At 68.1% G+C, this 24,886-nt stretch carries 25 protein-coding genes; 14 read left to right on the forward strand and 11 right to left on the reverse strand.

Going from position 1 to position 24,886, the window contains the following annotated elements:
- Window positions 1-240: 240 nt before the first annotated feature.
- The 4 genes from GWG54_RS04415 to GWG54_RS04430 all read right to left on the reverse strand — a co-directional run bounded on the left by GWG54_RS04415 (window position 241) and on the right by GWG54_RS04430 (window position 4,743).
- Complete coding sequence (locus tag GWG54_RS04415; RefSeq protein WP_167936629.1) at window positions 241-1,482, reverse strand: aminotransferase class V-fold PLP-dependent enzyme; 1,242 nt, start codon at window positions 1,480-1,482, stop codon at window positions 241-243.
- Between the two features lie 299 nt (window positions 1,483-1,781).
- Window positions 1,782-2,072, reverse strand: a complete 291-nt coding sequence (locus GWG54_RS04420; protein ID WP_167936630.1) for a DUF424 domain-containing protein — start codon at window positions 2,070-2,072, stop codon at window positions 1,782-1,784.
- 3 nt (window positions 2,073-2,075) lie between these two features.
- Window positions 2,076-2,927 (reverse strand): tetratricopeptide repeat protein, encoded by an 852-nt coding sequence (locus GWG54_RS04425; protein WP_167936631.1) that lies wholly within the window; start codon window positions 2,925-2,927, stop codon window positions 2,076-2,078.
- A 400-nt stretch (window positions 2,928-3,327) separates the two neighbouring features.
- Window positions 3,328-4,743, reverse strand: a complete 1,416-nt coding sequence (locus GWG54_RS04430; protein ID WP_167936632.1) for an FAD-dependent oxidoreductase — start codon at window positions 4,741-4,743, stop codon at window positions 3,328-3,330.
- A gap of 104 nt (window positions 4,744-4,847) precedes the next feature.
- On the opposite strand from GWG54_RS04430, the gene thpR reads away from it, so the two are divergent.
- The 4 genes from thpR (at window position 4,848) to GWG54_RS04450 (ending at window position 6,575) form a co-directional block, all read left to right on the forward strand.
- On the forward strand, window positions 4,848-5,405 hold the full coding sequence (gene thpR / locus GWG54_RS04435) for an RNA 2',3'-cyclic phosphodiesterase (RefSeq protein ID WP_167936633.1): 558 nt from the start codon (window positions 4,848-4,850) through the stop codon (window positions 5,403-5,405).
- A gap of 68 nt (window positions 5,406-5,473) precedes the next feature.
- Window positions 5,474-5,626, forward strand: a complete 153-nt coding sequence (locus tag GWG54_RS04440; RefSeq protein ID WP_008421366.1) for a 50S ribosomal protein L39e — start codon at window positions 5,474-5,476, stop codon at window positions 5,624-5,626.
- Between the two features lie 2 nt (window positions 5,627-5,628).
- Window positions 5,629-5,907, forward strand: a complete 279-nt coding sequence (locus GWG54_RS04445; RefSeq protein WP_167936634.1) for a 50S ribosomal protein L31e — start codon at window positions 5,629-5,631, stop codon at window positions 5,905-5,907.
- 2 nt (window positions 5,908-5,909) lie between these two features.
- Complete coding sequence (locus GWG54_RS04450; protein ID WP_167936635.1) at window positions 5,910-6,575, forward strand: translation initiation factor IF-6; 666 nt, start codon at window positions 5,910-5,912, stop codon at window positions 6,573-6,575.
- Window positions 6,576-6,632: 57 nt separating this feature from the next.
- Here the strand turns inward: GWG54_RS04450 and GWG54_RS04455 are convergent, their stop codons facing one another.
- On the reverse strand, window positions 6,633-6,947 hold the full coding sequence (locus GWG54_RS04455) for an ASCH domain-containing protein (RefSeq protein ID WP_167936636.1): 315 nt from the start codon (window positions 6,945-6,947) through the stop codon (window positions 6,633-6,635).
- Between the two features lie 160 nt (window positions 6,948-7,107).
- On the opposite strand from GWG54_RS04455, the gene pfdA reads away from it, so the two are divergent.
- The 6 genes from pfdA to GWG54_RS04485 all read left to right on the forward strand — a co-directional run bounded on the left by pfdA (window position 7,108) and on the right by GWG54_RS04485 (window position 14,788).
- On the forward strand, window positions 7,108-7,557 hold the full coding sequence (gene pfdA, locus GWG54_RS04460) for a prefoldin subunit alpha (protein ID WP_167936637.1): 450 nt from the start codon (window positions 7,108-7,110) through the stop codon (window positions 7,555-7,557).
- A gap of 17 nt (window positions 7,558-7,574) precedes the next feature.
- A complete protein-coding gene (ftsY, locus tag GWG54_RS04465; protein WP_167936638.1) occupies window positions 7,575-8,900 on the forward strand; it encodes a signal recognition particle-docking protein FtsY in 1,326 nt (441 codons plus the stop codon).
- Window positions 8,901-9,261: 361 nt separating this feature from the next.
- Entirely contained in the window at window positions 9,262-10,947 is a 1,686-nt protein-coding gene (locus GWG54_RS04470; RefSeq protein ID WP_167936639.1) for a nitrite/sulfite reductase, read from the forward strand.
- Window positions 10,937-12,745, forward strand: coding sequence for a Coenzyme F420 hydrogenase/dehydrogenase, beta subunit C-terminal domain (locus GWG54_RS04475; RefSeq protein WP_167936640.1), 1,809 nt, complete (start codon window positions 10,937-10,939; stop codon window positions 12,743-12,745). The genes GWG54_RS04470 and GWG54_RS04475 overlap by 11 nt, the downstream gene beginning before the upstream one ends.
- Window positions 12,746-12,854: 109 nt before the next feature.
- Window positions 12,855-14,075 (forward strand): DUF418 domain-containing protein, encoded by a 1,221-nt coding sequence (locus GWG54_RS04480; protein ID WP_167936641.1) that lies wholly within the window; start codon window positions 12,855-12,857, stop codon window positions 14,073-14,075.
- Between the two features lie 113 nt (window positions 14,076-14,188).
- Window positions 14,189-14,788 carry a GNAT family N-acetyltransferase gene (locus tag GWG54_RS04485; RefSeq protein WP_167936642.1) on the forward strand — a complete coding sequence of 200 codons (600 nt, stop codon included), beginning with the start codon at window positions 14,189-14,191 and terminating at the stop codon, window positions 14,786-14,788.
- Between the two features lie 3 nt (window positions 14,789-14,791).
- Here GWG54_RS04485 and GWG54_RS04490 read toward each other — a convergent pair whose 3' ends face one another.
- Entirely contained in the window at window positions 14,792-15,481 is a 690-nt protein-coding gene (locus GWG54_RS04490) for a haloacid dehalogenase type II (protein WP_167936771.1), read from the reverse strand.
- Between the two features lie 137 nt (window positions 15,482-15,618).
- Between GWG54_RS04490 and thiE the strand changes: the two genes are divergently transcribed.
- Complete coding sequence (thiE, locus tag GWG54_RS04495) at window positions 15,619-16,275, forward strand: thiamine phosphate synthase (protein WP_167936643.1); 657 nt, start codon at window positions 15,619-15,621, stop codon at window positions 16,273-16,275.
- A gap of 7 nt (window positions 16,276-16,282) precedes the next feature.
- Window positions 16,283-17,113, forward strand: coding sequence for a hydroxyethylthiazole kinase (thiM, locus tag GWG54_RS04500; RefSeq protein ID WP_167936644.1), 831 nt, complete (start codon window positions 16,283-16,285; stop codon window positions 17,111-17,113).
- A gap of 4 nt (window positions 17,114-17,117) precedes the next feature.
- On the opposite strand, the gene GWG54_RS04505 is transcribed toward thiM, so the two are convergent.
- Window positions 17,118-17,747 carry a rubrerythrin family protein gene (locus tag GWG54_RS04505; protein ID WP_167936645.1) on the reverse strand — a complete coding sequence of 210 codons (630 nt, stop codon included), beginning with the start codon at window positions 17,745-17,747 and terminating at the stop codon, window positions 17,118-17,120.
- A gap of 135 nt (window positions 17,748-17,882) precedes the next feature.
- Window positions 17,883-18,743, reverse strand: a complete 861-nt coding sequence (locus GWG54_RS04510; RefSeq protein ID WP_167936646.1) for a sulfurtransferase — start codon at window positions 18,741-18,743, stop codon at window positions 17,883-17,885.
- A gap of 261 nt (window positions 18,744-19,004) precedes the next feature.
- Between GWG54_RS04510 and GWG54_RS04515 the strand changes: the two genes are divergently transcribed.
- A complete protein-coding gene (locus GWG54_RS04515; RefSeq protein ID WP_167936647.1) occupies window positions 19,005-19,802 on the forward strand; it encodes a sulfurtransferase in 798 nt (265 codons plus the stop codon).
- Window positions 19,803-19,808: 6 nt separating this feature from the next.
- Here the strand turns inward: GWG54_RS04515 and GWG54_RS04520 are convergent, their stop codons facing one another.
- The 3 genes from GWG54_RS04520 to GWG54_RS04530 all read right to left on the reverse strand — a co-directional run bounded on the left by GWG54_RS04520 (window position 19,809) and on the right by GWG54_RS04530 (window position 23,231).
- A complete protein-coding gene (locus GWG54_RS04520; RefSeq protein WP_167936648.1) occupies window positions 19,809-21,440 on the reverse strand; it encodes an ATP-binding protein in 1,632 nt (543 codons plus the stop codon).
- Between the two features lie 32 nt (window positions 21,441-21,472).
- Window positions 21,473-22,945, reverse strand: coding sequence for a dihydrolipoyl dehydrogenase (locus GWG54_RS04525; RefSeq protein WP_167936649.1), 1,473 nt, complete (start codon window positions 22,943-22,945; stop codon window positions 21,473-21,475).
- A 67-nt stretch (window positions 22,946-23,012) separates the two neighbouring features.
- Window positions 23,013-23,231: a type II toxin-antitoxin system HicB family antitoxin gene (locus GWG54_RS04530; protein WP_167936650.1), complete on the reverse strand. Its 219-nt coding sequence runs from the start codon at window positions 23,229-23,231 to the stop codon at window positions 23,013-23,015.
- A 202-nt stretch (window positions 23,232-23,433) separates the two neighbouring features.
- On the opposite strand from GWG54_RS04530, the gene GWG54_RS04535 reads away from it, so the two are divergent.
- Window positions 23,434-24,822, forward strand: a complete 1,389-nt coding sequence (locus GWG54_RS04535; RefSeq protein ID WP_167936651.1) for a signal recognition particle protein Srp54 — start codon at window positions 23,434-23,436, stop codon at window positions 24,820-24,822.
- Window positions 24,823-24,886: the final 64 nt, after the last annotated feature.

Genomic DNA, 24,886 nt, shown 5'->3' on the forward strand with positions numbered 1-24,886 from the left:
ATGTTAATGGTTTCAAACTCAGATGTGCTATTGACTGTGGACGGAGGAGTCAATTGTTGGATTCATCCCCGTGCTAAAGCACGGGGCTTTCTCTTTGCCCTTCCGTAAACCGAGGGGTGAAAGTTGAGTGAGCGACTGCCGCCCTGGGGTCGCCCTCCCATAGACTCGGCGGGTATCGGTCGCCTCCGTCGGTTGGGCAGTAGCCGTCGAAATCGGGACGGAGAAGCGAACTCGGCGATCCTACGCGAACAGCTGTCTCGCGTCGTCGAGCGCCGCCACCAGCTTGTCGACCTCCTCCCGCGTGTTGTAGACGTAAAAGGAGGCTCGAGCCGACGCCGCGACGCCAAGCTTGTCGTGCAGCGGCTGGGTGCAGTGGTCGCCCGCCCGGATCGCGACCGTGTGGTCGTTCAGGATCGAGGTGAGGTCGTGGGCGTGGACGCCCTCGACGTTGAAGCTGACGAGCCCGCCCCGATCGTCGCCGGGTTCGGGGCCGTAGATCTCGACGTCGCCCTCGTCCTCGAGCTGGTCGTAGGCGTAGCGCGCGAGCTCCTGTTCGTGATCCCGAATGCGGTCCATACCGATCTCCTCGAGCCAGTCGACCGCCGCGTGGAGGCCGACGGCCTCGGCGATCGGCGGTGTTCCGGGCTCGAACTTCCAGGGGAGTTCGCCCCAGGTCGAGTCTTCGAAGGTGACCTTCCGGATCATCCCGCCGCCGTAGAGGTAGGGTTCCATCGCCTCGAGCAGCTCCCGCTTGCCGTAGAGGACGCCGATCCCGGTCGGGCCGGCCATCTTGTGGCCCGAGAAGGCGTAGAAGTCGGCGCCGATCTCCTTGACGTCGACGGGCTGGTTGGGCACCGCCTGGGCGCCGTCGATAAACGAGAGGGCGTCGTGCTCGTGGGCCAGTTCGGTCAGCTCGGCGACGGGGTTGATCGTTCCCAGCGTGTTCGAGACGTGGACCGCCGAGACGATAGCGGTGTCGTCGCCGATCAGTTCCCGGGCGTGGTCCATGTCGAGGCGGCCGTCCTCGTCGACGCGGACGTACTCGACGCTGGCGCCGGTTCGCTTGGCGATCTGTTGCCAGGTCACCAGCGAGGCGTGGTGTTCCATCTCGGTGAGGACGACCTCGTCGCCGGGCTCGAGTTCGTTCAGTCCCCACGAGTACGCGAGCAGGTTCTCGCTCTCGGTGGTGTTCTTCGTGAAGATGATCTCCTCGCGGCCGTCGGCACCGACGAACTCCGCGACGCGGTCGTGGGCGCTCTCGTAGGCCTCCGAGGCCTCCTGGCTCAGGTGGTGAATCCCCCGATGAACGTTCGCGTTGGACTCGCGGTAGTAGTCGCTCATCGCGTCGACGACGGGATCCGGGGTCTGGGTCGTCGCCGCGTTGTCGAGGTAGACGACCTGCTGGCCGTCGAACTCCCGCTCGAGGATGGGGAACTCGTCGCGGATGGCCTCGACGTCGACGGCGAGGTTCTGGTGGGTCATTACGCGTAGGGAGGATTCCCAGACAAAACACTCCTTCGGTCCGGCGACAGCGCGGCCGCTCAGTGGTTCGGGTGTCGAACTGAAAGGGTGGGTGGGTGGTGGTGTGTCACGACAGGGAACGCCGAACGACTCGGGTGTGTGACTCTGGTGTGGTGGTGGTAGGGCCCTGTCGTAGTTCCACGTAGGACCGCTCCGTAAATACCGTTAACCCCAACACACTTTGGTATCATTCACGATTGACGTAACATCAATAGGGAGTATACCGGCTCAAGAAGGCCGTAGACGGCCGCAACCGGCTACTACATCCGCAGCAGCTGGGCGTGTCTCGTTTCCCCGACCTCGAGGACGTTCGCCTCGTCGATAAAGCCCTCTTCGAGGGCGAGTTCGACGGCCCGCGTCCCGACGATGTTGGCGACCGTCGCGCGCGCGAGACTGTCGACGACCGCCGTCTCGTCGACGGCGTCGCCGCCGTAGAACTTCTCGGTTACGGTCAGCGTAATCTCGTCGCCCTCGAAGGTCTCGCCGAGGACGTCGGCGTCACAGACCGAGACGAGCAGGCCCTCCTGGGTCTCGCGTTCGTTGACGATCATGCCTCACTCGAGTTGCCACTCGTCGTCGGCCTCCGGCGCTCGGCCGGGATCGGTGACCTCGACGTCGTCGCGTTCGGGCGGGCGACGGCCGCCAGCCTGCTGGCCAGTCATCTCCTCGCGTTCTTCCATCACGCGCTGTTCGGCCCGCTCGCGCATCTCGTTCGCCTCCTCGGCGATCTCCTCGGCCTCGTCGTACTCGCCGAGTTCCTCCAAGATCTCGGCCTTCTCTTCGAGCACCCGGGAGTTGCGCATCCCCAGCCGGATCGCGTTGTCGATGCAGTGGAGGGCGTCCTCGGACAGCCCGCGCTCGGAGAGGAAGAAGGCGCGGTTGTACCACCCCTCGGCGAACCGCTCGTCGAGCTCGACGGCCCGCTCGGCGTGCTCGAGGGCCTGGGCGGTCTCGCCGAACTCCCAGAGCGCGTAGGCGAGGTTCGTCTCGGCGGTGGCGGCGTGCTCGCTGTCCTCGTCGATCGACAGCGCCTCGCGGTAGGCGCCGATCGCCTCGTCGTACTCCTCGAGTTCGGCGTGGGCGACGCCCTTGTTCGTCCAGGCCTCCTGCTCGAGGCGGTCGTCGTCGGCGAAGCGGGCGGTTCGCTCGAAGGCCTCGGTCGCCTGCTCGTAGCGGTTGATCTGCATGTAGTTCAGCCCGACGTCGAGCAGTTCGCTCGCGTCGACCTCGTCGCTGTCGATGCTGTGTCTGTCGAGGGTGTCGGTGACGACCCGCGAGTCGACGGGGTCGACCTTCGCGGGGTCGACGCCGAGCTCGGGCGGGTCGAGATCGAACTCGTCGTAGTCGTCTCCGAACCCTTCCCCTTCGGAGAAGGGATGGTCGGAGTCGCCCTCTCGGTCAGTCATTGATGGAAAGTGGGCGCGACGACTGTTAAGGGCTGCGACCTGGTGATATCTGCGTTCCGTACTCACAGCGTTGGCAACAGAACGAACACCACGAAAGCCCCGCCACCCGTCGGTCGAAGCCCTCGCTGCGCGCTTCCCTCGCTCGGCTCGGTCAGTGCTTGCATCGGCCATCTTCCCGACGGGTGGCGGCCCCTTTCAGTCCCACCCGTGCCGGCTGATCGGTCAAGCCACCGCGGGCGGGACTGAAAGGGGCTGCGTGCTCGACGAACCCGGACGAAGCGAGCACCGCCGGAGGCGGCGCACAGCGAGTCCTGGGAGTCGAGCACGCAGGGGCTTTCGTGGTGTTCTCGGTAAGCACCGTGTTCGCATCGGCTGGCTCTGTAGCGCTCTTCAGGTCGCGTTATCGTAGCTCTCCCGAGAGCACCTTCGCCGCGACGAGGACGGGATCCCACGTCGTGTTGAAGGGCGGCGCGTACGCCAGATCGTAGTTCTCGAGGTCCTCGACGGCCGCGCCCTCGTGGAGGGCGGCGACGACCGCGTGGCTGCGGTGGACCGCCCCCTCGCCGTACTCGCTGACGAGGCTTGCCCCGAGGACTCGCCCGGTGTCGCGGTCGGCGGTCAGCGTGACGGTGACGGTGCCGTCCTCGGGGTAGTAGCCCGCCCGCGAGTTCGCGTCGATCGTCTCCGTGACGGGGTCGAACCCGGCCTCGCGGGCCTCGTCGTGGTCGAGAATTCCCGTTCGGGCAGCCTCGACGTCGAACGCCTTGATCGCCGCCGTCCCCGCGACCGCCCCGCCCGTCGTCGGCTGCCCCGCGACGGTCTGGCCGACCGCGCGGCCGTGACGGTTCGCGGTCAGCGCCAGGGGGACGTACGTCGGCTCGCCGGTGACGGCGTGGGTCGCCTCCGCGCAGTCGCCCGCCGCGTAGACGTCGTCCGCGCTGGTCTCGCGGTAGGGATCGGTCGCGATCGCACCCGTCGGCCCGAGCTCGAGTCCCGCGTCCTCGGCCAGCTCCGTCCGCGGACGAACCCCCGTCCCGAGCAGCGCCATCTCGACGTCGACCCGCTCGTCGGCGGCGACGACCGTCTCGACCGCGTCCTCGCCCTCGAGGGCCTCGACCTCGCTGCCGAGGTAGACCCGGACGTCCCGCTCCCGGAGGTGGTCGGCGACGGCCTCGCTGGTCGCCTCGCCGAACGCCGGCAGCAGGCGCTCGCCGCGCTGGAAGAGGTGGACCTCGAAGCCGTTGGCGGCCAGCGCCTCGGTCATCTCGATGCCGACGTAGCCGCCGCCGACGACCGCGACGGGGCCCGTACAGTCCTCGAGGTACTGACAGGCCGGCCCGCGGTCGGGCTGTTGAAACGTCTCGTCTTCGCGAGCCCTGGCGACGTACTCCCGGAGCTCCTTCCCGTCGCTCATCGAGCCTAGCGTGTAGACGCCCTCGAGGTCGGTGCCCTCGACCGGGGGTTCGGTCGCCGCGGCGCCCGTCGCGAGCAGCAGGGAGTCGTACGACTGTGTAACGGTGCCGTCCTCGCTCTCGGCGGTGACCGTCCGTTCGTCGGGATCGATCGCCACGACCTCGTGGCCCGTCCGCAGGTCGATGTCCCGTTCCTCGCGGAACTGTTCGGGGGTCACGGAGACCAGCTCCTCGAGCGACTGGATCTCCCCCTTGACGTAGTAGGGGAGCCCGCAGGCGCCGTAGGAGACCCACTCGCCCTTCTCGAAGACGACGACCTCGAGGTCGGGGTCGTCGCGTTTGGCCTTGCTCGCCGCTGACATCCCGGCGGCGTCGCCGCCGACGACGACGAAGGTGTCGGACATGGCTCCTCGTTTCTCGCCCAGCCGCTTAAGCAGGGTCCACTCGGCTGCCGGATTCGGCCCCGGTCACCGTCACCGTTGAGTACGATCCCGTCCAAGGGACGCGTATGCGACTGTTCGTCAGTGTCGATCTCCCGGACGACCTCGCGGAGCCGGTCGCCGACCTCCAGGCGGAGTTCGCCGAGGCGAGCGGGCTGCGGTTTACCGACCCCGAGCAGGCCCACCTCACGCTGAAGTTCCTCGGCGAAGTTGCGGAGGACCGCGTGCCGACGCTCTCGAGGGAACTGCGGGCCGCGGTCGACGAGGCCGCGGTCTCTCCGTTCACCGTTCGGTTCGACGGACTCGGCGTCTTCCCCGACCTCGAGTACATCAGCGTCGTCTGGTTCGGCACCGAAGCCGGCGGCGCGGAGCTCACCCGGCTCCACGAGGCCGTCGAGCAGCGGACGACGGCGATGGGGTTCGACGAGGAGTCCCACGACTTCACCCCCCACGTCACGCTCGCGCGGATGGAACACGCCGGGGGCAAGGAGCTGGTCCAGAAGCTCGTCCGCGAGCGCGACCCGACGGTCGGTGAGATGCGCGTCGACGAGATCCGCCTCACCGAGAGCACCCTGACCGAGGACGGTCCCGAGTACGCGACCGTCGAGCGGTTCCCCCTCGAGTGAGCGGTGACGGCGCTGCGCCCCGCGAGATGGACAACATTTTAAGCCACCGCGGGCTACGTCCGGCTACTATGGGTAAGAAATCGAAGGGCAAGAAGAAGCGACTTGCCAAACTCGAGAACCAGAACAGCCGCGTGCCGGTCTGGGTCATGATGAAGACCGACATGGAAGTGCAGCGGAACCCGAAGCGGCGCAACTGGCGGCGCAACGACACTGACGAGTAACAATGAGTGCAAGCGATTTCGAGGAGCGGGTCGTCACCGTCCCGCTGCGTGACGTCAAGAAGGGCGCCAACCACGAGGCCGCGGACCTGGCGATGCGGCTGGTTCGGGAACACCTCGCGAAACACTTCGCGGTCGACGAGGACGCCATCCGACTGGACCCCTCGATCAACGAGGAAGTCTGGTCGCAGGGTCGATCGAACCCGCCGCGGAAGCTCCGCGTCCGCGCGGCCCGCTTCGAGGAGGAGGGCGAACCCGTCGTCGAGGCCGAGGTCGCCGAGTAAACTTGCAGCGTCTCGCCTTCGCCGGATCGGCCTACGTCGGCGTTTTCGCCCGCGCGACCGACGCCTGTGTCATCGTCCGCCCCGACGTCGACGACGACACCGTCGCCGACCTGACCGACGAGCTCGAGGTGCCTGCGGTCCAGACGACCGTCGGCGGCTCCTCGACGGTCGGCGCCCTCGCGACGGGCAACGAGAACGGCCTGCTCGTCAGCTCGCGGGTACTGGAGTACGAGCGCGAGCGACTTGAGGAGGAGGTCGATCTCCCCATCGCCGAGCTGCCGGGTAACGTCAACGCCGCCGGGAACGTCGTCCTCGCGAACGACTACGGCGCCTACGTCCACCCCGATCTGACACGGGAGGCGATCCAGGTCGTCAAGGACACCCTCGAGGTGCCCGTCGAGCGCGGCGACCTCGCGGGCGTCCGCACGGTCGGCACCGCCGCGGTCGCGACTAACAGCGGGGTGCTCTGTCACCCGAAGGCCACCGACGAGGAACTGGACGTCCTCGAGGACGCCTTAGACGTCCGGGCCGACGTCGGCACCGTCAACTACGGTGCGCCGCTGGTCGGCTCGGGCCTGCTCGCCAACGAGGCCGGCTACGTCGTCGGCGACGAGACGACCGGACCGGAGCTGGGCCGGATCGAGGACGCGCTGGGCTACCTCGAGTAACCGACCGCGGGACCGTCCGCTTCGTTTTTCTCTCTCGAGCAGCGTGCTCTGAGTCGACTACTGCTGGCGTTCGAACCGGTGGCGCACGACTTCGCTGTCGTCGTCCCACTCGAAGTCGTCGTGGGCGCGCTCGAGCAGGCGCTCGTAGGCCTCGAGGTCGTCCATCCCCTCCGCGCGGGCGTCCTCGTCGGTCAGATCGCCCAGCGTCCGCTCGGTGACGTCCGTCACCTCGAAGGTCGTCCCCTCGATCGCGAACGTGTCACCTTCCTCGGCGTACCGGCTGCCGCGGTGGATCTGGGTCACCTCGCCCTCGAGGGCCTGCTCTTGCATTCGCTCGTTGGGTAGCAACGCCGCCGGATCGTGTTCGGACATGATCGGGCGTACGCAACCTCGGGTGAAACCGTTTGGCCCTCCGGAACCGTCGGCGGCGTGAACCGTTCGTCCCGCCTCCTCGCCGTCCCGCCGTTCGACCCCCGTTCACCGGCCTCGCCGGAAGGGAAGATTCTTCCGACTGCCTGCCGCAAACAGTGCTATGGGACAACAGCAACTTCAGCAGCTCTCACAGGAACTTCAGGAGATCGAGGAACAGATCGAGACCCTTCAGGGGAACGTTCAGGACCTCCAGCAGGAGAAACACGACGTCGACGAGGCCATCGAGGCGCTCGACACCCTCGAGAGCGACGCGACCGTCCAGGTCCCCCTCGGCGGGGGCGCCTACCTGCGGGCGACGATCGAGGACATCGACGAAGTGATCGTCGACCTGGGCGCCGACTACGCCGCGGAGTTCGAGGAGGACGACGCCGTCGACGCCCTCGAGAACCGCAAGGACCGACTCGACGACCAGATCGAGGACGTCAACGAGGAGATCACGGAGCTCGAGGCCGAGAGCAGCGAGCTCGAACAGCAGGCCCAGCAGCTCCAGCAGCAGGCGATGCAACAGCAGATGCAACAGATGGGACAGGGGCAGGGCCCGGACGAGTAGTCTAGCGGGTCGCACCCATGTTCGACAACCTGAAGAAGAAACTCGGAAGCTTCCGGAAGGACGCCGAGGAGGCCGCCGAAGAGAACGTCGAGGAGGTCGAGGCGGGCGAGGACGACGGCCGGGTCGACGCCGAGTCGGCCGACGCTGGCGGTGCGGTCGCCGACGAGTCGACGCCGGGGGAGTCCCCGAGCGACGCGTCCGAGCCGACCGACGCGGCGTCGGAGCCCCGCATCGAGGACGAGCCGACCGATACCGGAGCCCGGCCCGACGACGCGACCGCTACCGACGTCGAGAGCGTCGAAACGGGCGTCCCCGCCGAGATCGAGGACGCGGACACGGTCGCGGAAGACGCCGACGCTACCGCCGAGATCGAGGACACCGATTCCGCCGCCGGGACGCTCGACGGAACCGCGACCGCGGCGCCGGACGAGGACGCCGATGCCGACAGCGGCGGTCTGAGCTTCGGCGACAAGGCTCGCTCGCTGGTCAAAGGCGAGTTCATGATCGCCGAGGAGGTCCTCGAGGAGTCGCTCGAGGAACTCGAGATGGCGCTGCTCACGAGCGACGTCGAGATGGAGGTCGCCCGGGAGATCATCGACAACATCCGCGACGAGCTGGTCAACGAGACCCGGTCGTTTACCTCCTCGACCGAGGAGGTCGTCGAGCAGGCGCTTCAGGACGCGATCCGGGACGTGATCAGCGTCGGACAGTTCGACTTCGACGAGCGGATCGCCGTCGAGGACAAACCTGCCGTCCTGCTGTTTACGGGCGTCAACGGCGTCGGCAAGACGACGACGATCGCGAAGATGAGCCGTTACCTCGAGGAGCGCGGGTACTCGACGGTGCTGGCAAACGGCGACACCTACCGCGCGGGCGCGAACCAGCAGATCCAGGAGCACGCCGACGCGCTCGGTCGAAAGTGCATCAGCCACGAGCAGGGCGGCGACCCCGCGGCCGTGCTCTACGACGCCGTCGAGTACGCTGAGGCCAACGACGTCGACGTCGTGCTTGCGGATACCGCCGGACGGCTCCACACCAACGAGGGGCTGATGGACCAACTCGAGAAGATCGATCGGGTCGTCGATCCGGATCTGACGCTGTTCGTCGACGAGGCCGTCGCCGGCCAGGACGCGGTCAACCGCGCCCGCGAGTTCGACGAGGCCGCGGAGATCGACGGCGCGATCCTCACGAAGGCCGACGCCGACTCCAACGGCGGCGCGGCGATCTCGATCGCCCACGTGACGGGCAAGCCGATCCTCTTCCTCGGGGTCGGACAGGGGTACGACGACCTCGAGCGGTTCGATCCCGACGAGGTAGTCGCTCGCCTCCTCGAGGAGGAGTAGCGACGCCGCCTCCGGTGTCGGATCGGAGCACGGCCCGATTTCGACCGTCGTCGACGCGGTTTTTCTCGAGCGGTGCCGTCGAGACGTCCCTCCTTCCAGAAACCGGCGGCAGTTGCCGCCATCTCCGACTCGAGACGACGTTCCGGAGCGACAAACGGCGTCCTCGAGCCCAGCTCGGCTACTCTCGGACGCAGCCCGGACGGGTAGTGGCAACTATTACCGCATCGGCCTAGCTCCGTCAGGGATCGCCTGTTCGCGGAGCCGTATATGTGTGGGATGGTATTACGCAGCAAATGATGGTCCCTCGAGAGGCCCCCCTCGGCGCGTCGATCGCCGAGCCGGTACCCCGACGGTGGTACAGATGAACGAGACCGAACGGCACAAGCAGAACAAACACCCGCTCGACGTGATCGACGACGTTTACGAGTACGCCGCCGACGGGCTGACGTTCGAGCAGATCGAGGAACGGGCCGGCGGCGGGGAGTGGGAGCGTCTGAAGTGGGCCGGGATGTACGCCCAGAAACAGGAGGGCTACTTCATGATCCGGACCAAGGTGCCGGGCGGTAACCTCACTCCCGAGCAGGCGGAGGTCATCGGCGAGTGCGCCGCCGACTATGCCGTCGCCCCCGAGGAGTACGGCGGAACGGAGCAGAACGAACTCTGGGGAGACGCCTACCTCGACATCACGACCCGACAGGACATCCAGAAACACTGGATCCGCGTCGAGGACGTCCCCGAGCTGTGGGAGCGTTACGACGAGGTCGGCCTGACGACGGTTCAGGGCTGTGGCGACTCCGCGCGAAACGTGCTCGGCTGTCCCGCGGCCGGCCTCGACGACCACGAGTGCTTCGACGCCCAACCGGTCGTCGACGCCGTCTCCGACTTTTTCACCGGAAACCGCGAGTACGCCAACCTCCCGCGGAAGTTCAAGCTCACGATCACGGGCTGTGCCCACGACTGCGCGCAGTCCCAGATCAACGACGTCGGCCTCGTCCCCGCGAGGAAGGAACTCGGGGGCGACCACCGCTACGGCTTCCACGCCCGTGTCGGCGGCGGCCTCTCGGACGGGCCGCGGATGGCCTCCGAACTCGACGTCTTCGTCCACCCCGAAGACGCCGTCGAGTTCTGCCGCGCGGTCGCACAGACGTTCAAGGAGCTCGGCGATCGGAACAACCGCGGCGTCTGCCGAATGCGGTACCTCGTCGAGCAGCTGGGGGCCGAGAGATTCGAGGAGGCGGTCCGCGAGCGCTGTACGGTCGACCTGCCCGACGGCGGCCGGAGTCTGACCGTCGGCTACCGGGGCGATCACGTCGGCGTCCGCGACCAGAAGCAAGACGGCCTGCAGTACGTCGGGTTCAACGTGATCGCGGGACGCATGGGCGGCGACGAGTTCGCCGCGGCGGCTCGCGCCGCCAGGGAGTACGGCACCGAAAACGCCTCCGTCCGACTCGCGACGGACCAAAACTTTCTCATCACGCACGTTCCCGAGGAGAACGTCGACGACCTCCTCGAGGAGCCGTTCGCCCGGGAGTACCAGCCCGACCCGGGTCCGTTCTCTCGGGGTGCGGTCGGCTGTACGGGCAACGAGTTCTGCAACTACGCGATCATCGAGACCAAGAAGCGCACCAGGCGCTGGGCCCGCGAACTCGACGAGCGTATCGACGTCCCCGACGACATCGAGGCGATCCGGATGCACATGTCCGGCTGCTCCGCGTCGTGTGCCCAGCCACAGATCGCCGACATCGGGTTCCGCGGGGAGACGGTCAAGCTCGACGACGAGGACGGGTCCGATATCGTCGAGGGGATGGACGTCGGCCTCGGCGGATCGCTCGGCGCGGACAACGAGTTCCTCGACTGGATCGAGAGCGCCGTCCCCGCCGACGCCGTGATCCCGGCACTCGAACAGTTGTTCGACGCCTACGCCGACGGACGCGAGGACGGCGAACGGTTCTACGGGTGGTGCCGTCGCGTCGACAACGATCGCCTGCGGACGATCATGCAGGGCGCCGAGGCGCCGGTTGCCGGAGGTGTGGCCCATGGGGATTGAGGATGAGGACGAACATAGTGAGTCCTCAGACACGCGAGCGGGAGCGGCGGGGACCGAACGGAGTGAGAGTCCCGATGATGCGAGCGGTGAAACCGCGAGCGAGAAGCGACACGCGAGCCGCGAGGCCGAGCGAAGCGAGGCCTCGAATCGAGTGAGTAGCGCGGAGCGAAGCTCCGCGGACCGTTCGAGCGGGCGAAGCCCGCGAGAAGACGGCGAAGCCGCGAACCGAGACGACTGCGTCCTCCCGGGCGTTCCGGAGTCCGAGGACGACGACGAGGCCGTCATCGTCCCCGAGACGAACGGCGCCGCGCCCCGTTCCCGCGAGGGGATCGACCGCGCCCGCGACGGTGCGATCGAGACTGCCGCGGGCGCGGGCTGTGGGCCTGACACCTGTACGTGCGGCGAGCAAGCCGCAACCGACGCCGACGATCGGTCCGTCGCGACTGACGGAGCTGGGGTCTCCAACGTCGACGAGAACGGTAGCCTGGGCGATCTCGAGTTCACCGAGCCCGCCGAGAACGTCAGTCAGAACGTCGACGACGGCGAGCCCGACGTCCGCGTCGGCGTCCCCGAGGGCGTCGACCTCGAGACCCCCGAGTACTCCATTCGCTCGGAGATGAACGACATCGAGACGCCCGACGAGAAGACCTGGTTCATGGAACTGGACGAGGCGGTCATCGACGAGGGGCGGTGCATCCAGTGTGGCACCTGCGTCGCCGCCTGCCCCTCCGATTCGATCGGCGTCGGCGAGGACGACCTGCCGAAACTCGTCAAGATGTGCACGGGGTGCTCGCTGTGCTGGGACTTCTGTCCCCGCGGTGGGCTGCGCTACGAGCGCCAGTGGGTGATTACGGGCGGCGAGGACAACGTCAAGGGCGCGGGCGACCCGATCACGGAGTTTTCCGCGCGAGTCGACGAGGACTGGACCGACGGCGCCCAGGACGGCGGCGTCGTCACCGGGATGCTCGCGAGCCTGCTCGAGGCCGGCGAGATCGACGGTGCGCTGATCGCGACCGAGAGCGAGGACGAACCCTGGAAGGCCGAGAGCTTCCTCGCGACCACCGTGGAAGAACTCGTCGAGAACGCAGGGACGGTCTACAACCAGACGCTCGCGCTGGGCAACCTCGACCTGAAACGGTGGGAGCACAAGCTCCCGGACAAAAGCTGGGACGAACTGAGCCTCGCCCTGGTCGGCACGCCCTGTGAGATCGAGGGGCTCCGCGCGCTGCAGGACTTCGAGTGGGACTACCAGGCCCACGACGAGGGGATCGGCGCCGTCGAGTACACGATCGCGCTGATGTGTACGAAGAACTTCAACTACTACAGCCTCATGGGCGAACAGCTCGAGGAGCAGCGGGGCATCTCGCCCGACGAGATCGGCAAGATGGACGTCCTCCACGGGAAGCTGATGGTCTACGACCACGACGGCGGGATGATCTTAGAGGAGGACATCGGGAACTTCCACGACGCCGCGCTCAAGGGCTGCGACGAGTGTGCCGATTTCACCGGGTTCTGTGCCGACGTCACCGTCGGCTCCGTGGGCTCGAGCGACGAGTACTCGAGCGTCATCCTCCGGACCGAGCGCGGCGTGCGAGCCTGGGAGCACACCGAGCCGAAACTCGACTACCACGACCTCGAAGACAAGTCGGCGGTCGGCAAGCTCCAGGGCTGGGACAAGAAGAAGGCCTTCGAGAGCCTCGAGCGCCCCTTCGATCCCGACGCGCCCCGCTTCATCGACTACGCCGACCACGCCGAGACCTACGGAACGGCGATGAACCCTCACGACGAGGGTCGCTAGCGGGGGTCGAGCACCACCGTTTTTGTACCGGTCGTCCGACGTGAGACGTACGCGATGATTCAGCACGGGTATCGTAGTCGACAGCCGATCGTGATTCGGGGTTCGTTCGATGGGTTCTAAACCGAACGAGGCGGGTCCGACCGACCCCGCGGATCGCATCGTCGGCCTCGACGCGCTCCGCGGGTTCGCCCTGCTGGGCATCTTGCTGATCAACGTCTGGGTCTTCTCGATGCCCGAATCGACCCTGTCGAATCCGACGCTGTACGGCGACTTTACGGGCGCGAACTACTGGGCCTGGTTCGTCAGCCACGTCTTCGCCCAACAGAAGTTCATCACCCTGTTCACGATCCTGTTCGGGGGCGGCGTCGTCCTGTTTACGCGCAACGCCGAACGGCGCGGGGACGCGGTCTCGGAGCTGTTCTTCCGGCGGTCCGGGTGGCTCGTTGCGTTCGGTCTCGCCCACGCGTACCTGCTGTGGTACGGCGACATCCTCGTCGCCTACGGGGTCTGTGCGTTCGGCGTCGTCGCCGTCCGGGACCTCCCGGCGCGAACGCTCGCGCTCGCGGGGATCGGGTTGGTTGCGTTTCCTTCCGTCAGCGAGGTCCTGGCCGGGCTGACGATGGATCCGTCCGCGATCGCGGGCACCTGGCAGCCCCCCGAGTCGGCGCTCCTGTCCGAGGTCCGGACCTACCGAAGCGGGTGGCTCGAGCAGATGACCCACCGGGTCCCGACGTCCGTTCAGCGTCAGACCACGGGACTGATCGGTTACACCGCCTGGCGCGTGGGCGGGACCATGCTGTTCGGGATGGCGCTGTTCAAGTGGGGCGTCCTGACCAACGAGCGCTCGTCGCGGTTCTACCGCCGGCTGATCGGGGTCGGCGCCGTCGCCGGACTCGCCGTTATCCTCGCGGGCGTCTGGTACATCGAGGCCAACGACTGGGGGATCGGGGCGGCGCTGTTCTGGCGGCAGTTCAACTACTGGGGGAGCTTTCCCCTCGCGGGCGCGTACATCGGCGCGGTGATGCTGTACTGTCGGCGGCGCCCCGAGGGGCTCGTCACCGGAGCGCTCGCGGCCGTCGGTCGAACCGCGTTCAGCAACTACATCCTGCAGACGGTGCTCGCGACGTCGATCTTCTACGGCCACGGGCTCGGCCTGTTCGGACAGCTGAACCGCCTCGAGCTGTTCGGCGTCGTCGCGGCGATCTGGGCGGTCCAGGTTCCGCTCTCCGTGCTCTGGCTGCGGTACTTTCGGTTCGGGCCGATGGAGTGGCTCTGGCGGACGCTCACCTACCGGTCGCGGCAACCGCTCCGCATCGATCGGTCCGAGTGAGCGCGGCCGCGAGCCGGCTCCGGCCCGTCACCGAACGACGGCGAGACGGACATCAGCCGAGTCCCCCGTCCGCGCTTCGGCGCGTTTATTCTCCGGGCGCCGAACCCTCGCGTATGGAATCGGAGTCCCGCATTCGCGTCGCGACGCCCGCGGACGCGCCCGCCGTCCGCGAGATCTACGCGCCCTTCTGCGAGTCGACCGCGGTGACCTTCGAGGAGACGCCGCCGACCGAAGACGAGTTGGCCGACCGCATCGCCTCGACGCTCGAGGACCACCCCTGGCTCGTCTGTGAGCGGGCGGGCGAGGTGGTCGGCTACGCCTACGCCGGCCCGCTGCGAAAGCGCCGAGCCTACCAGTGGGTGGTCGAGCTGTCGGTCTACGTCGCCGAGGGCGCCCGCCGGGCGGGGGTCGGCGAGGCGCTGTACGAGTCGCTGTTCGCCGTCCTCGAGCGCCAGGGGATCCGCGACGCCTACGCGGTGACGACGGTGCCGAACCCGTCGACCGTCGGCTTCCACGAGCGACTCGGTTTCGAGCGGCTGGTCGACTTTCCCGCGATCGGCTACGCCGAGGACGAGTGGCGCGACGTCGCCTGGTGGCGCCGATCGATCGGGGAGAAACGGTCCGATCCGAACCCGATCCGGCCGTTCCCGTCGGTACGCGAGGACGACGACTTCGAGGCGCTGCTGGCAACCGGGATCGAACGGCTCGAGTAGCGATCAGGCCTCGAGGGTGTCGGCCAGCTCGTCCAGCCCCTCGACGACGACGTCGGGGTCGGGCCCGAACGGCTCCTCGGGATAGCCCTTTCGGTCGAGCCAGGCCCCGCCCATGCCCGCGTGGACCGCTCCCTGGACGTCGAACCACAGCGCCGAAACGTGGACGATCCCGTCGATCGGGGTTCCCGTCCGGCCCGCGGCGTGGCGGTAGAGCTCGGGGGCGGGCTTGAATGTCTCGAGTTCGTGGGCGCTGATGGCGTCCTCGAGCAGGTCGCCGATCCCGGCGCTCTCGATCATCGATTCGAGCATCTCGGGGTTGCCGTTCGAGAGGACGTAACAGTCGTAGCCCGCCGTCCGGAGTCGCTCGACGCTCTCCCGGACGTCGTCGAACACCCGCAGGTCGTGGTAGGCCGACAGGATCTCCTCGCGCTCCTCGGGGTCGCAGTCGACGCCGTGAGCCGCGAGGGCGTACTCTAAGGCGTCGCGGTTGACCTCGTAGAACGTCTCGTAGGCGTCGAGGTGGTTCGCGACGAGCGTGTACTGCATCGAGCGCTCGCGCCAGGTCCGGGAGATCGGCGCGGGGTCGTCGACGGGAGGGTGGATCTCGAGCGCGCTCTCGACGGCGTCGACGTCGACGAGCGTGCTGTAGGAGTCGAACGTGACCGTTTCGACGGAGTCGGGCTCGAGCGCCATGTGCGCCCCGTTGGGAGCCAGCACCATTACTGCTCGGCTCCCTCGGTTTCCAGTCGAGCGACTTGGTCCCGTCGACCCGGCTCGGGAACGCCCCACGAACCGTCGTCTCTTTTGCCCGGAAGCGCGCAGTACCGACCATGGAGCCCTCGACCTGGCGAACCTACCTCGTCACGCAGGCGTCGATCGCCGAGGATCGGTCGACCCCCGAGGTCGTCCGCGCGGCGATCGAGGGCGGGATCGACGCCGTCCAGCTCCGCGAGAAGGAGACGAACGCGCGCTCGCGGTACGAGCTCGGCCTCGAGCTGCGCGAGCTGACCGCCGAGGCGGGCGTCGACCTGATCGTCAACGACCGCGTCGACATCGCCGAGGCGATCAACGCCGACGGCGTCCACGTCGGCCAGTCGGATCTCCCCGTCTCGGTCGCTCGCGACCTGCTCGGTCCCGAGGCGATCGTCGGCTGCTCGGCGTCGACCGTCGAGGAAGCCCGACGCGCCGAGGCCGACGGCGCCGACTACCTCGGCGTCGGCAGCGTCTACGGGACCACCTCGAAGGACGTTCCCGAAGCGGAGAACGGAATCGGCCCCGAACGGATCGCCGAAGTCGTCAAGTCCGTCTCGATCCCGGTCGTCGGTATCGGCGGCACCACGGCCGGCAACGCAGGTCCCGTCGCCGAGGCCGGCGCCGCCGGCGTCGCGGTCATCAGCGAGATCGCGGCGGCCGACGATCCCGCTGCCGCGACCGACGCCCTCGCGCGAACGGTCGAAACGGCGAAGGACCTCGAGCGCCGAGAGTGACGGAACCATGACGAGATCCGACACGACCCGGCCGACGCTCGCGGACTCCCTCGGGGAACTCGCCGAAACCGAGCCGCTGGTGCAGTCGCTGACCAACGAGGTGACGATCAACGACGTCGCGAACCTCACCCTTCACTGGGGCGGATTGCCCGTGATGGCCGACTCCCCCGGCGACGCCGGCGAGATGGCCGAACTCGCGAGCGCCGTCCTGCTGAACATCGGCCAGATTCCCGACTCGAAGCTCGAGGCGATGCGCGAGGCGGCCGAGACGGCCAACGACCGCGGGATTCCGATCGTCCTCGATCCGGTAGGCGTCGGCTCGACGCCGACGCGGGAGGCGGTCGCCGAGGAACTGCTCACCGAGTACGAGTTCGCCGCGATCAAGGGAAACTACGGAGAGGTCAGCGCGCTCGCAGGCGTCGAGGCCGAGGTTCGGGGCGTCGAGTCGGTCGGCGACTACGACGCCATCGAGTCGACGGCTCGCTCACTCGCCGAGTCGACCGGCGCGGTCGTCGTCGCCTCCGGCGTCGAGGACGTCGTCGCCGACGCCGACGGCGCGACACGGATCGCGGCTGGCCACGAGCGACTGGGCGAGGTCGTCGGCACGGGTTGTATGCTCGGCGGGACGATCGCGACGTTCTGTGGCGCCCTCGAGGACGCCCACAGGGCGGCGGTAGACGGAACGCTCGCGTTCGGGATCGCGGGGGAACGGGCCGCGGAACTCCCCCACGAGGGGCCGGCGAGCTATCGGACGAATTTCCACGACGCCGTCGCCGGGCTCTCCGCCGAAGCCGTCGCGGAGTACGACCTCGAGTCGCGGCTCGAGCCGATCGCGTGAGCGATCAACAGACCGGTTTCGGGTTCGCGCCCAGCTCCTCGAGGGAGGCGACGTACTCCTCGTAGGCGGCCTCGATCGCACCGCTGGCGGCCTCGAGTGCGCGCTCGCGGTCGGCCTCGTCGGGACAGACCTCCTCGAGCAGGTCGGTCGCGCGCTCGAGCTGGTCGTCTAAGTCGTCGCCGAACTCGCGGAACAGCCCCGCCGTCTGGGGGTCGGCGTCGCCGACGAAGTAGCCGACGATCTGGCTCTTCGAGCGCTGGCTCGCGAGGATCCGACCGATCAGCGCGCCGGTTCGTTCGACGGTGTCCTCGCGGTCGCGCAGGTATTCGTGGAGGTTCGGCACCGTCTCGGGCTCGTAGCCGTCGAGCTTCTCGGCGACCGTCTCGTAGTGATCTCGCTCCTCCGTGGCCGTCGCCTCGAAGGCCGCGCGGGCGTCGTCGTGGTCCTCGTCGTCGGCCCAGGCCTCGAAGGTCCGCCAGGCGGCGTACTCGGCGTCGGCCGTCGCTCGCAGGACGGGTTCGGTGTCGATCTCGCCCCCGGTGTCGGCGTACAACGACTTCGAGGAGCCGAGTCGGGAGAGTTCGGTTTCGTTTTCGGCGCGGACGGTCTCGAGGAATTCCTCGGCGTCTGTCATCGAACCACGGTTCGTTCGGAGACGGGTTATGCCTGCCGTTACCGACAGCCACGACCCGCCTCGAGGGGAGTCGTCGCTCCCGGAACCGATCGAACGCGAGGAAATCCGCAGCGCGGGCCGACCGCGACGCGTCGGTTACTCGCCGGTCTCGACCGGGGCGTTCACGAGATTGCCCCACTCGGTCCAGGAGCCGTCGTAGTTGACGGCGTCCTCGTAGCCCAGCAGCTCGTGCAGGGCGAACCAGGCGACCGACGAGCGCTCGCCGATCCGGCAGTAGGCGATGGTCGTCTCGTCGCCGTCGATGCCCTCCTCGGCGTAGAGCTCCTCGAGCTCGTCGCGGCTCTTGAAGGTACCGTCCTCGTTCGTGACGGCGGACCACGAGATGTTCCTTGCGCCGGGGACGTGGCCACCGCGCTGGGCGGTCTCCTGCATGCCCGCGGGAGCGAGGATCTCGCCGGTGAACTCCTCGGGCGAGCGGACGTCGACGAGCGGGACGTCGCGTTCGATCGCCTTCTCAACGTCGTCGCGGTAGGCGCGGATCGTCTCGCGCGGGCCGCCGGCCTCGTAGTCGGTCTCGGAGAACGCCGGTACCTCGTCGGTCGTCGGGTAGCCGTTCTCGAGCCAGTACTCGCGGCCGCCGTCGAGCAGGTAGACGTCGTCGTGGCCGTAGTACTTGAACTGCCAGTAGGCGTAGGCGGCAAACCAGTTGGCGTTGTCACCGTAGAGGACGACCGTCGAGTCCTCGGTGATGCCGTGGCTGCCCAGCAGCTCCTCGAACTCCTCTTTGTCGAGGATGTCCCGTCGGGTCTGGTTCTGGAGCTGCGTCTCCCAGTTGAACCCGATCGCGCCGGGGGCGTGTTCCTCGTCGTACGATTCCGTGTCGACGTCGACCTCCACGAGCCGGAGCCCGGGGTCGTCGCTCTGGAACTCCTCGAGTCGGTCCTCCACCCAGTCGGCCGTGACGAGCGCGTCGGTCGCGTAGTCGTTCGTTGCCATACCCGATCCGTGGCGTTCCGTCCACATAGGCCCGAGCTAACCGGTCAATTCGGTCGACGCTCGACTTTCCCGGAGTATATTGCCCCTACTCTCCCGTCCCCGAGCGCGGCGGCGAAGACGATCCGTCGTTCGCCCGTCGAACTCGGCGGCGGCGGCGGCGTTCGATCGGACGGCGCTGCAAGTATTGCCACGATCTCGGTACGTCGGGGAGACGTGCCGGAACCGGAGTCTACTCGGGCACCCCGCGACAGGTCGGAACCGATGGACGAATCCGTCGTCGTCTCGCCCGACTGGCTTGCGACCCGGCTCGAGGACCCCGACGTCGCGGTCGTCGACGTTCGAGACGCCTGGGAGTACGACGGGATCGGTCACGTGCCCGGCGCCGTGAACGTTCCCTTCGACAGCTACCGCAACGAAACGGGACCCGACCCCGGGACCCTCCCCGGACGGGAGGCGTTCGAGGAACTCCTCGGCGAGGTCGGCATCGAACCCGAGGACACGATCGTCGCCTACGACGACACCCACGGCGTCTTCGCGGCCCGGTTTCTCCTCACCGCGAGGGCGTACGGCCACGAGGACGCGCGTCTGCTCGACGGCGACTTCAGCGCCTGGAACCGCGAGCGCGAGACCGACACCGAGACGCCGACCGTCGAGCCGACCGCGTACGCGGCCGACCCCTTCTCGTTCGACGGGAGTCCGCTGATCGACCGCGCGGGCGTTGAGGCCGCCCTCGAGGGCGATGCCGTCCTCGTCGACACCCGCGACCCCGAGGAGTACGCGGAGGCTCACCTTCCCGGAGCCGTTCGACTCGACTGGCGCGCGGCCGTCGACGACGAGACGCGACGCCTGAAACCCACCGACGAGCTCGAGGCGCTGTTCGACGACCGCGGGATCACCCGCGATCGGGAGATCGTCCTCTACTGCAACACCGCCAGGCGGATCAGCCACACCTACGCGGTCCTCGCGGCGCTCGGCTACGAGACCGTCTCCGTCTACGAGGGAAGCCTGACGGAGTGGCTCGCGGCCGACGGCGAGATCGAGACCGGGTCGACCGCGTAGCCGGCCTCAGACGGTCCCGCTCGAGGCGTCGGGCAGGGTGAGTCGAAACGTCGTCCCCTCTTCCGGATCGGGCTCGATCCAGATCTCGCCGCCGTGGCGCTCGACGACCCGCTGACAGAGCGCGAGCCCGATCCCGGTTCCGGCGTGGGCCTCGTGGCTGTGCAGCCGTTCGAAGACGTCGAACACCCGCTCGCGGTCGTCGGGCTCGATCCCGATGCCGGCGTCGCTGACCGAAATCACCCACTTTCCGTCGCCCCGCGAGACGGATTCGCCCCCGTCGGGCGCCGAGCCCGACGCAGTCTCCCGATCTGCCGCAATCCGTACCGTCGGCGGCTCGTCGCCGCTGTACTCGACGGCGTTCTCGAGCAGGTTCTGGAACACCTGCCGGAGCTGGTCGGCGTCGCCCTCGACTCGGGGGAGCGAGCCGATCGACACCGTCGCGTCGGTCTCCTCGAGCCTGAACTGCAGGTCGTCGACGACGTCCGCGAGGACGGCCTCGAGGTCGACGGGCTCGAAGGGATCGCCCTGAGTCTCAACCCGGGAGTACGCGAGCAGCCCCTCGATCATCTCGCGCATTCGATCGGCACCGTCGACGGCGAACGCGAGAAACTCCCGGCCCTCGGCGTCGAGGTCGTCGCCGTAACGCCGTTCGAGCAGCGAGAGGTAGCTCGAGACCATCCGCAGAGGCTCCTGGAGGTCGTGGGAGGCCGCGTACGCGAACTGCTCGAGCTGCTCGTTCGAGGACTCGAGGCGCTTTCGGTAGCGCTGTCGTTCGATTTTGTACCCGACCCAGTTCGCCAGCAGCCCGACGAAGGTGCGCTCCCAGTCGGAGAACCCGCCGGGACAGGGCTCGCGGTCGTAGAAGCAGAACGTCCCGTACACCGAGCCGTCGACGAAGATCGGCGTGCCGAGGTAGCAGGCGACCGCGGCCGCCCCGTTCGCGACCCCGTCGGCCGGCTCGGGCGCGTCGGGGTCGGCCCCGACGTCCTCGATCGCGACCGTTCGTCCGGCGTCGACGACGCGCTTGCAGTTCGTCCGGTCGAGGGGCACCGTTCGCCCCGCCTCGAGGTCGATCCCCTCGGCCGCGTCGACGGCCTCGAGGGTGTACTCGTTGGTCCGTTCCTGAACCGACGACAGCGTTCCGCACTCGGTGCCGAGCGTCTCGCGGACGATGCTCAGTAGCACCTCGATCTGCTCCGAGAGCGGCCGGTTCGCATCCGCGAGAGCCTCGTAGGCGTCCTGGAGCGCGCGCTCGCGCCGGCGGAGCTGGTCCTCCCGGCGGACCCGATCGGTCACGTCCCGGAAGTGGACCGTCACGGCCGTCTCGTCGGGATAGACGCGCAGTTCGTACCAGGCTTCCAGCGAGTCGAAGTACTCCTCGAACCCGAGCGACTCCTGGGTCTCGAGGGCGTGTTCACAGCCCTCGCGAACCGTCGCTCCGACCCCGTTCGGAACCGCCTCCTGTATCGCCGTTCCGCGGAGCTGCGCACCGCTCGCGTCCAGTACCCGCTCGGCGCCGGCGTTACAGAACGTGATCCGAAACTCCCCGTCGAGTCCGACCACCGCGTCGGTGATCCGCTCGTAGGTTCGCGCCACCCCGTCGCTGCCCGGGGTCGTCGACCCCGATCGTTCACCCATTTTGGATACGTAACGGGCGTCCGATAAATAAATCACTCGTCACCGGCGTCTCGCCAGTCCGGCGCCGTCGAGTACGGCCTCGAGGACAGTTCGTCGAACGCCGCGTAGACGACCTCCGAGAGCGCGGGGTGGACGTGAACCGGGTCCGCGACGTCGTCGACGGTGCCGCCGCCGTCCATCGCGACGACGACCTCCTGGATCAGCGTCGGCGCCTCCGGGCCGACGACGTGACAGCCCAGGATCTCCCCGTCGGGCGCCGCGAGGACCTTGACGAACCCCTCGTCGGGATCGAGGATCAGCCCAAGCGGTGCGGCGTCGTAGCTCACGCGGACCGACTCGTACTCCCGGTCGGCCTCCTCGAGTTCCGCCTCGGTCCGGCCGACGCTCGCGACCCGCGGCGAGGTAAAGATCGCGTGGGGCATCGCCCCGTAGTCGACGGTCCGCTCGACCGTCTCGAGGACGTTCGTCGCCACGATCCGGGCCTCGTAGTCGGCCGCGTGCTTGTAGGGCTCGTCGCCGAGGACGTCCCCGAGCGCCCAGATCCCGTCGACGCTCGTCTCGAGGCGCTCGTCGATCTCGACGTACCCGTCCGCGTCGGTCTCGACGCCGGCGTTCTCGATTTCGAGGGTATCGGTGTTGGGCCGTCGGCCCGCCGCGACCAGAACATCGTCGGCCTCGAGCTCGACCGATTCGCCCCCACCATCGTCGGACGGCTCCGCGGTGACAGTAACCCGCTGCCCGTCCTCGCTCGCTTCGACGGCCTCGTAGCCCGTGTAGAGCTCGCAGTAGCGCTCGAGCCCGTCGGTCACCGCTGTGCTGACGTCGCCGTCCTCCCACGGGACGAGCTCGTCGCTCCGGCCGACGATCGAGATGTCGGCGCCGAGCGCCCCGAAGAAGTAGCCCAGTTCGGCCCCGATGTACCCCCCGCCGATCACGACGAGTTCGTCGGGTCGCTCGTCGAGGTACAGGGCGTCGTCGCTGGTGAGAACGTCGACGTCCTCGAGGCCATCGACCGGGGGCATCGTCGGGCGACTGCCGACCGCGATCACGATCGTCTCGCCGCGGATCCGTTCGCCGTCCCCGTCGTCGGAGCCGTCCCCGTCCGCGGGAGCGCCGTCCCCGTCCACGACGGGGTCGATCGCCACCGTATGCTCGTCGACGAACCGCCCCTCGCCGCGGTAGAGCGCGACGTTCTCGGCCTCCTCGAGCGATTCGGCCTGACGCTCGGCCTTCCCGTAGACCGTCTCGCGGATCGACGACGTGATCTCGTCGTAGGCGACGTCCTCGAGGGATGCGCCGACGCCGAACCGCTCGGCGCGGCGGATCCCGTCGACGACGTCGGCCCGGTGGATGAGCGCCTTCGAGGGGACACAGCCACGCGTGATGCAGGCGCCCCCGAGCGGTCCGGGTTCGATCACGGCCGCCTCGAGGCCCTCCTTGGCCGCCGCGGTGGCTACCTGGCTTCCCGATCCGCCGCCGATGACGACGACGTCGAACTCGTCCATATCGTGTACACGACCACGCTATCCACCGTAAAACGGCAGGCTGCGTACGAAACGGGGTGCTCCGGCGCTACAGCCAGTCGTCGCCGGTGTCGTCGGACTGACCGTCCGCGTAGGTGGCGACCGCCTCCGCGAGGTTCGCGATCGCTTCCTCCTCGGTGGGGCCCTGGCTCGAGACCCCGGTCTCCTCGTCGTCGGCGATGTAGAAGCCGTCCTCGGCGCGGACTGTGACGTCGGCGTCGGCCAGGGCGGGATACTCGTCGGCGTCGATGTCCGGGTTCGTCGGCATACCCGAACGTTGTCGGCGGGCGGCTGAAATACCCTCCGACGCCGCGGTTCGAACCGTCGGCCGTCCTCGAGGCGCGTAGGTACGCACTCGACGACAGCCCGCCACCGCGAGGGTCCGGGATCGCCGAAACGGAGGTCGGTCGATCGAAAGCGCTGGCGGTCGAGAAAAAGCCTTTAACGCCATCGCCCCGTACACCGGGCAAATGGTACTCGACGATCTCGGCACTTCTCTGCGGGGCACGCTGGACAAACTCCGCGGGAAGTCACGCGTCAGCGAGGAGGACATCGGGGAGATCGTCAAGGAGATCCAACGCTCCTTGCTCTCCGCCGACGTCGACGTCTCGCTCGTGATGGAGCTGTCGGACAGCATCGAACGGCGCGCGCTGGAGGAGGAACCCCCGGCGGGAACCCCGGCCCGGGACTTCGTCCTCCGGATCGTCTACGAGGAACTCGTCGGCCTGATCGGCGAGTCGACCGACCTCCCCCTCGAGGAGCAGACGATCCTGCTGGCCGGCCTCCAGGGGTCGGGGAAGACGACCTCCGCCGCGAAGATGGCCTGGTGGTTCTCGACGAAGGGGCTTCGCCCCGCCGTGATCCAGACGGACACCTTCCGGCCCGGCGCCTACGACCAGGCCAAGGAGATGACCGAGCGCGCGGAGGTCGACTTCTACGGCGATCCCGACGCCGACGATCCCGTCGAGATCGCCCGCGAGGGCCTCGAGGCGACCAGCGAGGCCGACGTCCACATCGTCGACACCGCGGGGCGACACGCCCTCGAGGACGACCTGATCGACGAGATCGAGCAGATCGAGGGCGTCGTCGAGCCCGACACCTCGCTGCTCGTGCTCGACGCGGCGATCGGGCAGGGTGCGAAGGAGCAGGCCCGCCAGTTCGACGAGTCGATCGGCATCGACGGCGTCGTCATCACCAAACTCGACGGGACCGCCAAGGGCGGAGGGGCACTGACGGCGGTCGACCAGACCGACTCCTCGATCGCCTTCCTGGGAACCGGCGAGGAGGTTCAGGACGTCGAGCGGTTCGAACCCGACGGCTTCATCTCGCGGCTGCTGGGCATGGGCGACCTCGGCCAGCTCGCCGAGCGCGTCGAGCGGGCCATGCAACAGACCGACATCGAGGACGACGAGGAGTGGGACCCCGAGGACATGCTGACGGGGCAGTTCACCCTCAACGACATGCAAAAGCAGATGGAAGCGATGAACAATATGGGCCCCCTCGACCAGGTGATGGACATGATCCCCGGCTTCGGCGGCGGGATCAAGGACCAGCTGCCCGACGACGCGATGGACGTCACCCAGGAGCGGATGCGCACCTTCAGCGTCATCATGGACTCGATGACCGACACCGAGAAGGAGTACCCCAAGGCGATCGGTGCGAGCCAGATCGAGCGCATCGCGCGGGGCTCCGGAACCAGCGAGGACCAGGTCCGAGAGCTGCTCCAGCAGTACAAGATGATGGAACGCACGATCAAGCAGTTCCAGGGGATGGGCTCGGACAAGGAGATGCAGCGGATGATGCAACAGATGCAACAGGGCGGCGGTGGCGGCGGAATGGGCGGTATGGGCCCGTTCTGAGCGCGTTCCGTTTCCCGAGCGCACCGACCCCGCTATCGAGACGAGAGGGCGACCGTCGCCGGAA

It is taken from the genome of Natronococcus sp. JC468, from assembly GCF_012163165.1.
Taxonomy (GTDB): domain Archaea; phylum Halobacteriota; class Halobacteria; order Halobacteriales; family Natrialbaceae; genus Natronococcus; species Natronococcus jeotgali.